General features: G+C 70.1%; 12 protein-coding genes. 8 read left to right on the top strand and 4 right to left on the bottom strand.

The window, feature by feature from the left end; all coding sequences use genetic code 11:
- Nucleotides 1–249: 249 nt before the first annotated feature.
- Nucleotides 250–2,334: a catalase gene (locus ACZ303_RS23670; RefSeq protein WP_467342086.1), complete on the top strand. Its 2,085-nt coding sequence runs from the start codon at nt 250–252 to the stop codon at nt 2,332–2,334.
- Between the two features lie 42 nt (nt 2,335–2,376).
- Complete coding sequence (locus ACZ303_RS23675) at nt 2,377–3,567, top strand: zinc-dependent alcohol dehydrogenase (protein WP_467342088.1); 1,191 nt, start codon at nt 2,377–2,379, stop codon at nt 3,565–3,567.
- 169 nt (nt 3,568–3,736) lie between these two features.
- Here ACZ303_RS23675 and ACZ303_RS23680 read toward each other — a convergent pair whose 3' ends face one another.
- The gene (locus tag ACZ303_RS23680) at nt 3,737–3,910 is read right to left on the bottom strand and encodes a CsbD family protein (RefSeq protein WP_467342090.1); all 174 of its coding nucleotides are present in this window, start codon (nt 3,908–3,910) and stop codon (nt 3,737–3,739) included.
- Nucleotides 3,911–4,106: 196 nt separating this feature from the next.
- On the opposite strand from ACZ303_RS23680, the gene ACZ303_RS23685 reads away from it, so the two are divergent.
- The 5 genes from ACZ303_RS23685 to ACZ303_RS23705 all read left to right on the top strand — a co-directional run bounded on the left by ACZ303_RS23685 (nt 4,107) and on the right by ACZ303_RS23705 (nt 8,510).
- Nucleotides 4,107–4,385: a WhiB family transcriptional regulator gene (locus ACZ303_RS23685; RefSeq protein ID WP_467342091.1), complete on the top strand. Its 279-nt coding sequence runs from the start codon at nt 4,107–4,109 to the stop codon at nt 4,383–4,385.
- A 75-nt stretch (nt 4,386–4,460) separates the two neighbouring features.
- Entirely contained in the window at nt 4,461–5,927 is a 1,467-nt protein-coding gene (locus ACZ303_RS23690; protein ID WP_467342093.1) for an aminotransferase class I/II-fold pyridoxal phosphate-dependent enzyme, read from the top strand.
- Between the two features lie 84 nt (nt 5,928–6,011).
- Complete coding sequence (locus tag ACZ303_RS23695; RefSeq protein ID WP_467342095.1) at nt 6,012–7,256, top strand: FUSC family protein; 1,245 nt, start codon at nt 6,012–6,014, stop codon at nt 7,254–7,256.
- Nucleotides 7,257–7,423: 167 nt separating this feature from the next.
- Complete coding sequence (locus ACZ303_RS23700) at nt 7,424–7,879, top strand: Crp/Fnr family transcriptional regulator (protein ID WP_467342096.1); 456 nt, start codon at nt 7,424–7,426, stop codon at nt 7,877–7,879.
- Nucleotides 7,880–7,988: 109 nt separating this feature from the next.
- The gene (locus ACZ303_RS23705; protein ID WP_467342098.1) at nt 7,989–8,510 is read left to right on the top strand and encodes a DM13 domain-containing protein; all 522 of its coding nucleotides are present in this window, start codon (nt 7,989–7,991) and stop codon (nt 8,508–8,510) included.
- A gap of 93 nt (nt 8,511–8,603) precedes the next feature.
- On the opposite strand, the gene ACZ303_RS23710 is transcribed toward ACZ303_RS23705, so the two are convergent.
- Both ACZ303_RS23710 and ligD read right to left on the bottom strand, forming a co-directional pair.
- Nucleotides 8,604–8,984, bottom strand: a complete 381-nt coding sequence (locus ACZ303_RS23710; RefSeq protein WP_467342100.1) for an SH3 domain-containing protein — start codon at nt 8,982–8,984, stop codon at nt 8,604–8,606.
- A gap of 133 nt (nt 8,985–9,117) precedes the next feature.
- A complete protein-coding gene (gene ligD, locus ACZ303_RS23715) occupies nt 9,118–10,146 on the bottom strand; it encodes a non-homologous end-joining DNA ligase (protein WP_467342102.1) in 1,029 nt (342 codons plus the stop codon).
- A gap of 120 nt (nt 10,147–10,266) precedes the next feature.
- Between ligD and ACZ303_RS23720 the strand changes: the two genes are divergently transcribed.
- A complete protein-coding gene (locus tag ACZ303_RS23720; protein WP_467342104.1) occupies nt 10,267–11,328 on the top strand; it encodes an ATP-dependent DNA ligase in 1,062 nt (353 codons plus the stop codon).
- A gap of 40 nt (nt 11,329–11,368) precedes the next feature.
- Here ACZ303_RS23720 and ACZ303_RS23725 read toward each other — a convergent pair whose 3' ends face one another.
- Nucleotides 11,369–13,249: a glycosyltransferase family 2 protein gene (locus ACZ303_RS23725; RefSeq protein WP_467342325.1), complete on the bottom strand. Its 1,881-nt coding sequence runs from the start codon at nt 13,247–13,249 to the stop codon at nt 11,369–11,371.
- Nucleotides 13,250–13,569 lie beyond the last annotated feature (320 nt).

Raw genomic sequence — 13,569 nt, forward strand, 5'->3', positions numbered from 1 at the left:
ACCGCGCTTGATCGGACGTGGCGGGAATCGGGATGTTGCTGCGAGTGCCCGCGATCCCGGCACTCAGGCATCCCGATTTCCGGCCGTTCCGCGGCCCCTCCGACGCCCGTCCCACGGCATCTTTCGCGGGGCCCTCCGCCGAATCACCCGGTTGGCCCACGTTTCCCTTTCCCGTACAGGGTCACTCGGGTAGTTGCGCGCACCACCAGCCGCCGACGGAACAGCGAGTGGGAAGGAAACGAGCGTCCGATGGCCGACCCGAAGCAGGAACAGCGCGAGTCTTTTCGCGCGGAGGATCCCACGACCGGGCCTTTGACCACCGATCAAGGCATCGTGGTCGATCACACCGACGATTCCCTTCAGGTCGGCGAACGCGGCCCGACGCTGATGGAGGATTTCCACTTCCGGGAGAAGATCACACGCTTCGACCACGAGCGCATTCCGGAGCGGGTGGTGCACGCCCGTGGCGCGGGAGCGTACGGCTACTTCGAGCCGTACGCGTCGTGCGCGGAGTTCACCCGGGCGGCCTTTCTCCAGGACCCGTCGGTCAGGACGCCCGTGTTCGTGCGGTTCTCCACCGTCCAGGGGCCGCGCGGCTCCGCCGACACCGTGCGCGACGTGCGGGGCTTCGCGACGAAGTTCTACACGTCGGAGGGCAACTACGACCTGGTCGGCAACAACTTCCCCGTCTTCTTCATCCAGGACGGCATCAAGTTCCCCGACTTCGTGCACGCCGTGAAGCCCGAGCCGCACAACGAGATCCCCACCGGCGCCTCGGCCCACGACACCCTGTGGGACTTCGTCTCCCTCCAGCCCGAGACCCTGCACACGATCATGTGGCTGATGTCCGACCGGGCGATCCCGCGCAGCTTCCGGACGATGCAGGGATTCGGTGTCCACACCTTCCGGTTCGTCGACGCCGCGGGCCGGGGCACCTTCGTGAAGTTCCACTGGAAGCCGCGGCTCGGCGTGCACTCGCTGGTGTGGGACGAGGCCCAGGAGACGCAGGGCCGCGACCCCGACTTCAACCGCCGTGACCTGTGGGACTGCATCGAGGCCGGCCAGTATCCGGAGTACGAGCTGGGCGTACAGCTCGTACCGGAGGAGGACGAGCACGCCTTCGACTTCGACCTGCTGGACGCCACGAAGATCATTCCGGAGGAGCTGGTGCCCGTCCGGCCCATCGGCCGCATGGTGCTCGACCGCAACCCGGACAATTTCTTCGCCGAGACCGAGCAGGTCGCCTTCCACACGGCGAACGTCGTGCCGGGCATCGACTTCACCAACGACCCGCTGCTCCAGGCCCGTAACTTCTCGTACCTGGACACCCAGCTCATCCGCCTCGGCGGCCCGAACTTCGCCCAGATCCCGGTCAACCGGCCCGTCGCCCCGGTGCGCAACAACCAGCGCGACGGCTACCACCAGGGCCAGATCCACCGGGGCACCAGCTACAGTCCCAACTCGCTCGGCGGCGGCTGCCCCGCCCTCGCCGACCCCGATGCCCCCGCGTTCCGCCATCTGACCGAACGCGTGGACGGGCGCAAGATCCGCAGGCGCAGCCCCAGCTTCGACGACCACTACACCCAGCCGGCGATGTTCTGGCACAGCATGTCCGACTGGGAGAAGAAGCACATCGTCGACGCCTTCCGCTTCGAGCTCGGCAAGGTCGGCGCGCAGGCCGTGCGCGAACGCACCGTCGAGCAGCTCGCGCGGGTCGACCACGACCTCGCGGCCGCGGTCGCCCAAGGCGTCGGCGTCGCGGAGCCCCCGCGGCAGGACACTCCCCGGCCCGCGCCGTCCCCGGCACTGAGCCTGGAGAACAACAGGGGCGACGGTTCCATCAGCACCCGGCAGGTCGCGGTCCTCGTCTCCGACGGTGTCGACGCCGCCCAGGCGCGGGCCGTGCGCGACGCGCTGACGGAGCGGGGGGCGATCGTCGAGCTCATCGCCCCGCGCGACGGCGAGGTCAGTGGGGCCGACGGTGAGGACCTCGCGGTGGACCGGGCACTGCCGACCGTCGCCTCGGTGCTCTACGACGCGGTGGTGGTGCCCGCCGGCGGCCTGGGCTCCGGCGACCCGGTCGCCGACGACGCCGCACGACGGTTCCTACGCGGCGCGTACCGGCACGGCAAGCCGATCGGCGCGCTCGGTTCGGCCGTGGAGCCACTGGCCGCGCTCCTGCCGGACGGCATGCGCACGGCGGCCGACGGTGCGGCCCCGGCCGTCCATCAGGGCGTGGTCACCGCCGGTTCGGTGAGCGACGACTTCCTGGAGGCGGTCGCCGAGTCCCTCGCCCGGCACCGGCACTGGGGCCGTGCACCGCTGTCCGGCTGACACACCCCCTCTCCCTCACTCCCCGCCAGGAGGCGATCGGCCATGCGAGCCACTGTCTGGCACGGAAAGCGCGACGTCCGGGTCGACACGGTCCCCGACCCGGTGCTCCAGGAACCGACCGACGCGATCATCCGGATCACCTCCAGCGGCCTGTGCGGTTCGGACCTGCATCTGTACGAGGTGCTCACTCCGTTCATGACCCCGGGCGACATCCTGGGGCATGAACCGGTGGGCATCGTCGAGGAGACCGGCTCCCAGGTGACCGGGCTCTCGCCGGGCGACCGGGTCGTGGTCCCCTTCCAGATCGCCTGCGGCACGTGCGACATGTGCGGGACGGGGCTGCCCACCCAGTGCGAGACCACCCAGGTGCGCGAGCACGGGATGGGCGCCGCGCTGTTCGGCTACACCAAGCTGTACGGGGCGGTGCCCGGGGCGCAGGCGGAGTATCTGCGGGTGCCCCAGGCCCAGTTCGGACCGATCAAGGTGCCGCACGGGCCGGCCGACGACCGGTTCGTCTATCTTTCCGACGTGCTGCCCACGGCGTGGCAGGCCGTGCGGTACGCGCAGGTGCCGAGCGGTGGCAGTGTGGCCGTCCTGGGCCTCGGTCCCATCGGGGCGATGGCGTGCCGGATCGCCCGCCACCTGGGTGCCGGGCAGGTGATCGGCATCGACTACGTGCCCGAGCGGCTGACCCGGGCGCGTCGCGACGGTGCCGAGGTGCTGGACCTCGACGCGTTCGACGACGAGCGGGAGCTTCTGACGGCCGTGCGGGATCTCACCGACGGCCGTGGGCCGCACGCGGTCATCGACGCCGTCGGCACCGAGGCGCACGGCAGCGCGGTCGCGCACCTCGCCCAGCAGGCCGTCGGGCTGATCCCGTCCCGGTGGGCCGAGAAGATCATGAAGAAGGCGGGTGTGGACCGCCTGAGCGCCCTGCACCTGGCCATCGCGCTGGTGCGACGGGGCGGCACGGTCTCCATCAGCGGTGTCTACGGCGGGATGAGCGATCCCATGCCGCTGATGACGATGTTCGACAAACAGCTCCAGCTCCGGATGGGCCAGGCCAATGTCCGCCGGTGGAGTGATGAGATCCTCCCGCTGCTCACCGACGACGACCCGCTCGGGGTCGATGACTTCGCCAGTCATCATGTGCCGCTCGACGAGGCGCCGAAGGCCTATGAGATGTTCCAGCGGAAGACGGACGGCGCTTTCAAAATCCTGTTCCAGCCGTAGTCTTCCAGCCGTAATCCGCCGCGCGCTGGCCGCGCAAACGGGCCGCCCCTTCCCGCCGAACAGTCGAACACACGGACCGCCCCTTCCCGTCGATACGGGAAGGGGCGGTCCAGGTTCAGGCGGCGGCCCGCTCCGACAGGTCCGACAGGCAGGCGCCAAAGCCGGAAAGTCAGTGCTTGAAGGCGTCCTTGGCCTTCTCCTTGGCCTCGCGGGCGTCTCCCTTGGCTCCCTCCAGGGAGCCCTCCTCGCGGAGCCGCTCATTTCCGGTCAGGCGGCCGGCCTTCTCCTTCATGGAGCCCTTGGCCTGCTCCTTCTTGGCCTTGGCCTTGTCATGCGCGGTCATGGTTCCACTCCTCGGCTTTCGGAGATGTTTCCTTGACGCCGATCCGTCTGCCCGGCGCCCTGGGACGCAAACACCGGGAAAGAGCCTCTCGTTGCCGGAATACCTTCAGGGATCTCGGCAACCCGATGAGAAAGGGCCGATCAAAAAGTCGACCGACCGGACCACACGACACAGACGACACAGATGGGAATGTCACGTGAACTGGCGACAGCACGCCGCCTGCCGGGAGGAACACCCCGATCTGTTCTTCCCCATCGGTACGGGTGCCCCGGCCCTCACACAGACCGAGGACGCCAAATCCGTGTGCCGGCGCTGCCCCGTGATGGAGCAGTGCCTGCGGTGGGCCTTGGAATCCGGTCAGGAGTACGGAGTGTGGGGCGGGACGAGCGAGACGGACCGGCGTGCGCTCCGCAGGACGGGAAGGCAACACGCCGAGGCGAGGCGGCTCCACGCCGCCAGTGCCTTCCGGAGGTAGGACCACGCGCAGGACAGTACGCGGGACCGCCCGGCGGCCGGTTTCTGCGGAGCCTTCACAGGGGAGCGGACATTCATGGATCACTCGAGCGCGCCGGTGCTGGAGGCCCTCGCGGCCTATGGCGAGACCGGCCAGACCCCTTTCACCCCGCCCGGTCACAAGCAGGGGCGCGGTGCCGACCCGCGGGTGCGGGCCGTGCTGGGCGACGCGGTATTCGTCAGTGACGTCCTGGCCATCAGCGGTCTGGACGACCGTACGTCCTCGCACCACGTCCTGGAGAAGGCGCAGGAGCTGATGGCCGACGCCGTCGGCGCCGAGCACACCTTCTTCTCCACGTGCGGCAGCTCCCTGTCCATCAAGGCGGCCATGCTCTCGGTCGCGGGACCCCACGAGAAGCTGGTGATCGGCCGCGACGCCCACAAGTCGGTGGTCTCCGGGCTCATCCTGTCGGGCGTACGGCCGATCTGGGTGGATCCGCAGTGGGATCCCGACCTGCACCTGGCGCACCCGCCGTCGCCCGCGGCGTTCGAGGCGGCCTTCGAGACGCACCCGGACGCCATGGGCGCCATGGTCACCAGCCCCACCCCCTACGGCACCTGCGCGAATCTCGCCGAGATCGCCGAGGTCTGCCACCGCCGGGACAAGCCGCTGATCGTCGACGAGGCGTGGGGCGCGCACCTGCCCTTCCACCCGGACCTGCCGGCGTGGGCGATGGACGCGGCGGCGGACGTCTGCGTCACCTCGGTGCACAAGATGGGCTCGGGGCTGGAACAGGGCTCGGTCTTCCACCTTCAGGGCGACCGCGTCGACGTGCGGAAGCTGAAGGCCTGCGCGGACCTGCTGGGGACGACCAGCCCGTCCGTCCTGGTCTACGCCGCCCTCGACGGCTGGCGCCGGCAGATGGCCGAGCACGGCAAGGGCCTGTACGACCGGGCCCTGGCGCTCGCGGAGGACGTACGGGCCCGTATCGACGCGATCGAGGGCCTGCGGGTGCACGGGCGGGCCGACTTCTGCGCGCCCGGCCGTGCGGCCGATCTCGATCCGCTCCAGCTCGTCGTCGACATCTCGGCCCTGGGGACGACCGGTTACCGCGCCGCCGACTGGCTCCGCGAGGAGCACGAGGTGAATCTGCATGTCTGCGACCACCGCCGGATCAGCGCCCAGCTGACCCACGCCGACGACGAGCGGACCGTCGCCACGCTGCTCGACAGCCTGCGGGAGCTGCCCGGACACGCCCGTCACCTGCGGCCGGCCCCCGAGGTGGACGTCCCCTCGCCCGCCGAGTTGTGTCTGGAACAGGTGCTGCTGCCCCGGGACGCGTTCTTCGGCCGCACCGAGCAGGTGCCCCACGAGAAGGCCGTCGGGCGGATCGCCGCCGAGATGCTGACGCCCTACCCGCCCGGGATCCCCGCGGTCCTGCCGGGTGAGCGGCTCAACGCGGAGGTCGTGCGGTATCTGCGCACCGGCGTGGACGCGGGGATGGTCGTCCCGGAGGCCGCCGATCCCGAGGTCCGGAGCGTGAAGGTGGTCATCGAGACCTGACGCCCGGGTCGGCCGCCACCCGTGTGGCGCAGCCGCGAGGGGTGGCGGAGCGTTCGAAACGGGAGGAACGGGAAGAGGCAGGAGGTGCACAACGGGCAGAAGGTGCGTGGCCTCAGCGACCCCTTGGCGACCCTGATCCAGCGCGGCCGAGAGCCCGCGGTGGTCCAGACGGTGCGTTCGACGCTGGCCGCGGTGATCTCGTACGTGGTCGCGCTGTGGCTGAGCGAGGAGCCGGCGCCGCTGACCGCGCCGCTCACCGCGCTCCTGGTCGTGCAGGTCACGCTCTACGCGACCTTGACGACCGGCATCCGCAGGGTGAACTCGGTGGTCGCGGGCGTGTTGATCGCCATCGGGTTCAGCACGCTGGTGGGGTTGACCTGGTGGAGCCTCGGGCTGATCATCCTGGCCTCGCTCGTCATCGGCCGTTACGTCCGGGTGGGCGAATTCGTGCCCGAGGTCGCGATCAGCGCCATGCTCGTCCTCGGTGTCACCCGCGTCGCGGAGACGTCCTGGGACCGGGTGCTCGAAACGCTGATCGGCGCGGTGGTCGGGCTGCTGTTCAACGTCCTCTTCGTGCCGCCGGTGTGGGTGCAGCCCGCCGGGGAGGCCATCGAGGACCTCGCGCGCCGCATGCGCCGGCTCCTGGACGACATGGGCACCCAGGTCATCGGCCACACGCCGGTGGAGGAAGCGGCCGCCCGGCTCCACGAGGCACGGCGGCTGGATCACGACATCGTCGAGGTGGACGCCTCGCTGCGGCAGGCGGAGGACAGTCTCCGGCTCAATCCGCGGGTCAAGGAGGGGCTGCTGTTCCGGGTGGTGCTGCGGACGGGCCTGGACGCGCTGGAGATCTCGGCGGTCGTGCTGCGCGTGGCCGCCCGTACGCTGACCGACCTGGCCAAGCAGCGCATCGACGAACCGCTGTTCCCGCCGGATGTCGCCGCGAGCCTCCAGGAGGTGTTCACGCATGTGGCGCGGGCCGTGGAGAGCTTCGCCGTGGTCATCACCACCCATGTGACCACCAGCGCCGAACAGGCCGAGACCCGGCTGAGCGACGAGCTCGCCGCCGCCCGGGCGACCCGTGACCAGGCGGCCGACCTCCTCCTGGAGAAGGTGCTGGAGCACCCCCGCCAGTGGCAGCTCCACGGCGCCCTGCTCGCGGAGATCGACCGCATCCTCGACGAGCTGGACGTGGAGAAGCGCTCGCAGCGCCTGGTGGAGGAGCTCGACCTCCGCTCCCGCGAGCAGCGCAACCGCCACCCCGTGCTGAACGCCGCACGACGCCGTCTGCGCAGCAGCCGCTTCGGCCGCCGGAGCACCCTCGGATAGCCGGGACCGGCCCCGGACCCCCGGGATGCCGTGCCCGCCCCGGCGTGGGTCAATGGAGCTACCAGGTCATCGAAGGACGGCCGCGTGACGGCGCGGGCCGGGGCAGCGGCCGCCGGCCGGGCGGCGGAGCGTCGGCGGGTGCCGCTGGCGGCGAGGAGGCCTCGGCCATGACCACTGCGAAGAAGCTGCTCAGGTCCTTGCCACCGGAGCACCGGGACCGCTTGATGGACCTCGCCCGCGAGGTCTCGTTCCCGCAGGACGCCCGGATCTTCGAGGAGCACGGCAACGCGGACCGCTTCTGGATCATCCGCTCCGGCGCGGTCACGCTCGACCTCGCCCTCCCCGGGCCCCGGGTGGCCACCGTGGAGACCCTCGGCACGGGCGATCTGCTCGGCTGGTCGTGGATGTTCCCGCCGTACGAGTGGGGCTTCGGCGCGGAGGCCCTCAGCCCCGTACGGGCGTACGAATTCGACGGTGCGGAGGCGCGGTCCCTGTGCGAGACCGATCCCGCCCTCGGTTTCGCCGTCGTCCGCGCGGTGGCCGAGATCCTGGGCCACCGCCTCCGGCAGGCGCGCACGCGCCTGCTGGACATCTATGTGCCGCACAGCACCGGCCGGATCTGACCGGGCGCGGGCCACGGCTCACGTGAGACTTTCGTCATCGGATTCCAGGAGCTTCCACGGCGCCCCCGCCCGTTGAACCACTGACAGCAGGTGGCTTCGGGAGGGTGTAATGGGACGCGTACGACGGATGCTGAGCAGGCCGGTGGTGATCGCGGCGCTGGTCGTCGGGCTGGTGGCGGTCGGGGTGGGATCGGTGTGGTTCCAGCCGTGGAAGCTGTGGGTGGACACCACCGTGCGCGAGGCCGCGCCCGTGGCGGCGGACGCGGGGGCCCGGGGGCCGCGGACCCTGGCCACCGGCCAGCTGATCAGCCACGAGCACACGACGCGTGGGACGGTACGGATCCTGGAGCTGCCGGACGGGAGCCGTACGCTCCGGCTGGAGAACCTCTCCACCAGCGACGGCCCGGACGTGCGGGTGCTGATCACCGACGCGCCGGTCAAGCCGGGCCGGGCCGGCTGGCATCTCTTCGACGACGGCGCCCACCGGAGCCTCGGCTCGCTCAAGGGCAACAAGGGCGACCAGAATTACGCGCTGCCCGCCGACGTGGACCTCGGTCGCTACACCAGCGTCAGCATCTGGTGCGACCGCTTCGACGTCTCCTTCGGCGCCGCCGCCCTGACCCGCGTGTGATCAAGAGGCCAACGCACGGATGGCGCACGCGACGGGCGGGCGGCCCGAGGCTCGTACGCCTCGGGCCGCCCGCCCGTCGTCGCTTCCCGGAGGTCACCCCATGGCGGCTCGCGTCTTCGGGGTGTCTTCGCTGTGCTGGATGTCCTTGCAGAACGGCACGGGACCGACGTTGGAGACGTACAGCGAGCTCACCCACGTGGGGCGGTCACGCAGCAGGTACCAGACGTTGTTCCCGGCGATGGTCTGCGCGCGGACCTTGCAGCGGAGGCCGACGCGGGCCCCTCGGGTGAGCGTGCCGCGCACCGAGGAGTCCGTGCTCGGGTACAGACGCTCGTTGACGCCGGAGGCGTTGAGGACCGTCCCATTCGGCCGAACCGGGACCGGGGCCGATACGGCCGGCCCGGCAGCCAGCAACGCCCCTGTCAGCGCGGCGACCGAGACCGCCACGCTACGGGCCACGAGTGTCTGGGTCATAACTGCTCCCTCGTTACTACGGAGTGGATAACTCAAAGCCCACGTTCCACTCCGTCACAACGGGTAAACCGCGGCAATCTCCACATAACCCATTCGCAGGAGCCTCTGCCGCCATCCGGGTTCCGGTGTGTGCTCAGCCCTCCGCCGCCGGCGGGGGCTCCTTGCGGGCGCGGCTGGGCTGGACCCGTTTCGGCTCGCCCTTCATCTTCGGGTGCTCCGGCGGGTAGGGCAGGTCGCCCAGGCCGTGTTCGCTCTCGTCCCGGTCGGCCAGGTCCAGGGCGGCCCGGAGGTCGCCGGGTTCGTCGTCCATCGCCGCGTGCACGTCCCCCACGGCCGCGAAGCGTCCGGGCATGGTCGCCAGGTCGAAGTCCTCGGGCACCGCGCTGGGCACCTCCTCCCACCGCAGCGGGGCGGACACCGGGGCGTGCGCGCGCGGTCGTACGGAATAGGCGCTGGCGATCGTGCGGTCGCGGGCGGTCTGGTTGTAGTCCACGAACACCTTCGCCCCGCGCTCCTCCTTCCACCACGCCGTGGTGATCGCCCGGGGCGCGCGCCGTTCCAGCTCCCGGGCCACGGCGATCGCCGCGCGCCGCACCTGGGTGAAGGTCCAGCGGGGCACGATCGGCACGAAGACGTGCAGGCCGCGGCCGCCGGAGGTCTTCGGCCAGCCGGTCAGGCCCAGTTCCGCCAGCACGCCCCGCAGCTCCAGGGCGGCGCGTACCGCGTCGGCGTAGTCCGTGCCGGGCTGCGGGTCGAGGTCGATGCGCAGTTCGTCAGGGTGGTCTGTGTCGCCGCGCCGCACGGGCCAGGGGTGGAACGTCAGGCATCCCAGGTTGGCCGCCCACACCACCGCCGCGATCTCTCCCGGGCAGATCTCGTCCGCGTACCGGCCGCTGGGGAAGGAGATGCGCCCGGTGGGAATCCACTCGGGGAGGTTCTTCGGCGCCCGCTTCTGGAAGAACGACTCCCCGCCGAGTCCCTCCGGATAGCGCTCCAGCATCGTCGGCCGGTCCCGCAGCGCGCGGACGATGCCGGGGCCGACGCTCAGGTAATAGGAGGCCAGGTCGTATTTGGTGAACCCGCGTTCCGGGAAATAGACCTTGTCCGGATGGGTGAGCCGTACCGTCCGGCCGTCCGCGGAAAGCTCCACTGCCTCGCCCATGCGTCCACGCTAAGCGCCCGAACGCACGACCGCCCGCCGAGCACCGGCGGCGCGGGGGGTGTTCGCACCGGCGAAGGCACCGGCGGGCGCGAACGCCGCCGGGGCCGCACAATCGCGCTCATGGAGCTCCCGGTCATGCCGCCCCTCCAACCGATGCTGGCCAAGTCGGCGTCGGCGATTCCGCCCGGCATGCAGTACGAGGCGAAGTGGGACGGCTTCCGGGCCATCGTCTTTCGCGACGGTGACGCCATCGAATTGGGCAGCCGCTCCAGCAAGCCGCTGACCCGCTACTTCCCCGAGGTCGTGCGCACCTTGCTGGAGCAGCTCCCGCCGCGCTGCGTCGTCGACGGCGAGATCGTCATCGCCCGCGGCGGCCGCCTGGACTTCGACGCCCTGCTGGAGCGCATTCACCCGGCCGCCTCCCGGGTCGCCCATCTGGCCGAGGTCACTCCGGCGAGTTTCATCGCCTTCGACCTCCTCGCGCTCGGCGACGAGTCGCTGCTGGACACTCCGCAGCACGCCCGCCGCGAGGCTCTGGTCACGGCGTTGCGCGACGCCCGCGCGCCCCTCCACATCACACCCGCCACCCAGGACCGGGCCACGGCCCAGGGGTGGTTCGAGGAGTACGAGGGGGCCGGCCTGGACGGCGTCATCGCCAAGCCGCCGAACCTGCCGTACCGGCCGGGCCAGCGGGTCATGACCAAGGTCAAGCACGAGCGGACGGCCGACTGCGTCCTGGCGGGGCTGCGCCCGCACAAGAGCGGGCCGGTGGTCGGCTCGCTCCTCCTGGGCCTCTACGACACCGCCGGCCACCTGCAGCACGTCGGGGTCTGCGCCTCGTTCCCCATGCGCCGGCGCCAGGAGCTGATGACCGAGCTGGAACCCCTGCGGATGCCTTCGGCCCACGGCCATCCCTGGGAGCAGTGGGCGGACCCCGACGCCCAGGCCGCGAGCCGGCTGCCCGGCGGGCCGAGCCGGTGGACCGGCACCAAGGACCTCTCCTGGATCCCGCTCCGCCCCGAGCGGGTCTGCGAGGTCGCCTACGACCACCTCCAGGGCAACCGCTTCCGCCACACCACCCAGTTCCGCCGCTGGCGTCCCGACCGCGAGCCCGACCAGTGCACGTACGCACAGTTGCAGGAGACGGCCCACTTCGACCTCGCGAACATCCTCAGCCTCTGAGGTGCTTCCGCCAACGGGCCGGAGTCCTTCGTAATCCGCCTCAAGCGGGCCGGTGTTGGCCAGGGGCCCGGGAAATGACCGTGCTCTCCGTCGTGGGGGTCACGGCGGCGCCGGCCACCCCGGAGGCGGAGGCCGATGCGGCGGCCGGGGCCGAGGCCACGGCCGGCTCGCCGTCACCCGCCAGAGCAAGAGCCGCCGAGGGCGAGCCAGGCCCCGAACCGTCACTCCACCGCTGCCGCGCCACCTCCACCAGCCACACCCCCGCCGGACCCAGCGCCGTCAGCAACGCCAACGCCGCCCACACCCGCATCGCCCCATACGCATGCCCCCACACCACCGACGCCAGCAAACACAACCCGAACACACCCGCCCACCCCAAATGCGCCCGGAAAGTCCCCACACAATCCGGTGACGCCGAATCCCCCTTCGGCGTCACCACAAAACCCGACCGCCGCCGCAACAACGCCTGCCCCAACGCCCGCGCATACAACGGCGCCGACACCGCCGACATCACCATCCCCGCCACCCCCGACGAACCCACCGGCTCATGCGGACTCACATTGTGCCGACGATTCACCACGTACAACGCCACCTGCAACGCCGCCGCATCTCCGTACAACATCAACCACACCTCGGACGGCACACTGATACCCGCCGCACCGAAACCCAGGAACAACACACACGAAACCCCACCCAACACCCACGTCAACGCCGCCATCGGATAATAAGCAACCAGCAGCGAATAATTCAGCACCCGCCCCGGCGACAACCCCCACACCACCCGACCGAACTGACCCAGCAGCGTCTCAAAAGTCCCCCGCGACCACCGGAACTGCTGCGAAAAGAAATCCGTCCACGACGACGGCCCCTCCCCCACCGCCAGCACATCCGGTGTATACACCGACCGCCACCGGCGCCCCGTCACCGGATTCCGCCGCCGATGGATCTCCAACCCCGTCGCCATATCCTCCGTAATCGAATCGAACAACCCCCCGATCTGCTGCAGCACACTCACCCGCACGCAATTCGACGTCCCCACGAACATCGGCGCGCCGTACCGATTACCTGCCCGCTGCACCAGCGCATGGAACAAGAACTGCTGACTCTCCGCCGCCTTCGTCACCCCCGCCACGTAATTCCCATACACCTGCGGTCCCACCACAAACGCCACATCCGGATCCCGGAAATACCCCAGCATCCGCTCCAGAAAATTCGGCAGCGGCACATGATCCGTATCCACACACGCCAAAAAATCATAACCATCACCATGCGCGTCCAGCCACGCATTGTAATTCCCATGCTTCGACCGTGCCCGGAAACGACCCGACGGACGATTCCACCGCTCCACCCCCTTCCGCGAAAAATGCCGCACACCCAGCCGGTCGCACAACGCCCGCGCCCCGGGATCATCACCCTCATCCAGCAACCACACATCCACCACCCCCTCATAACCCACCCGCACCGCCCCCTCCAACGTCGCCGCCACCATCTCCAAGGGCTCTTTTCCCGGCACGAAACTCGTACAGAACGCCACCCGGCCCCCCGGCTGCGCCCGCACCGGCACCGGATCCCGCGCCACCCACGACGCATGCGCCACCGACACCACATTCACCACACGAAAAACCTCGACCAACCCCACCGACGACAACATCAATCCATCCACCAACCCCCACCAGCCACCCCGCACCACCCAGTGCCCCGGCCACAACAGCCACACCAACAGCACGAATGACACGGTCGGCGCCAAAGCCACCAGGGCCCCCACGCCGAAGGGGCGCAACCGGCCCTTTTCGTCGGCGTTCCGACGGGTCATCAATCGGCGATAGCCGACCCGGTACACGCCGATCGGCGGCTCCTCCAGCTCCCCCGCCAGACGGCTGAAGCGCTCGTAGTCGTAACCGCCTCCCCCGTCCGCCGCCACCTCGTCCGGCGGCGCCGCCCCGGCTCCGGCACCCGATACCTCGCCCGCCGGGCCCGGGACACCACCACCCGACCCGGACACACCCTCACCACCCACCACACGACACCCCGACACCCGCACACCACCCACCTCAACCACCCACTCCCCGGCACGGACAGAAGGACAGACGGACAGCACGGACAGAACGGAAAGCACGGCCGATATGGACGAAACGCCACATCGGCCTCAAAAACCTAACAACGCCCTCAGCCGTTCATCTGAACATCACACCTGAAACGCCCCCATAACCACTCACACAGCCCATCGATACATACGACTGC

The organism is Streptomyces sp. NPDC023527 (genome assembly GCF_055560115.1).

What these genes read in the sequence shown, in the direction of transcription:
- ACZ303_RS23690 (WP_467342093.1), top strand. Translation starts at nt 4,461, where the DNA reads ATGGATCACTCGAGCGCGCCGGTGCTGGAGGCCCTCGCGGCCTATGGC.
- ACZ303_RS23720 (WP_467342104.1), top strand. Translation starts at nt 10,267, where the DNA reads ATGGAGCTCCCGGTCATGCCGCCCCTCCAACCGATGCTGGCCAAGTCG.
- ACZ303_RS23700 (WP_467342096.1), top strand. Translation starts at nt 7,424, where the DNA reads ATGACCACTGCGAAGAAGCTGCTCAGGTCCTTGCCACCGGAGCACCGG.
- ligD (WP_467342102.1), bottom strand. Translation starts at nt 10,146, where the DNA reads ATGGGCGAGGCAGTGGAGCTTTCCGCGGACGGCCGGACGGTACGGCTC.
- ACZ303_RS23675 (WP_467342088.1), top strand. Translation starts at nt 2,377, where the DNA reads ATGCGAGCCACTGTCTGGCACGGAAAGCGCGACGTCCGGGTCGACACG.
- ACZ303_RS23670 (WP_467342086.1), top strand. Translation starts at nt 250, where the DNA reads ATGGCCGACCCGAAGCAGGAACAGCGCGAGTCTTTTCGCGCGGAGGAT.
- ACZ303_RS23680 (WP_467342090.1), bottom strand. Translation starts at nt 3,910, where the DNA reads ATGACCGCGCATGACAAGGCCAAGGCCAAGAAGGAGCAGGCCAAGGGC.
- ACZ303_RS23710 (WP_467342100.1), bottom strand. Translation starts at nt 8,984, where the DNA reads ATGACCCAGACACTCGTGGCCCGTAGCGTGGCGGTCTCGGTCGCCGCG.
- ACZ303_RS23705 (WP_467342098.1), top strand. Translation starts at nt 7,989, where the DNA reads ATGGGACGCGTACGACGGATGCTGAGCAGGCCGGTGGTGATCGCGGCG.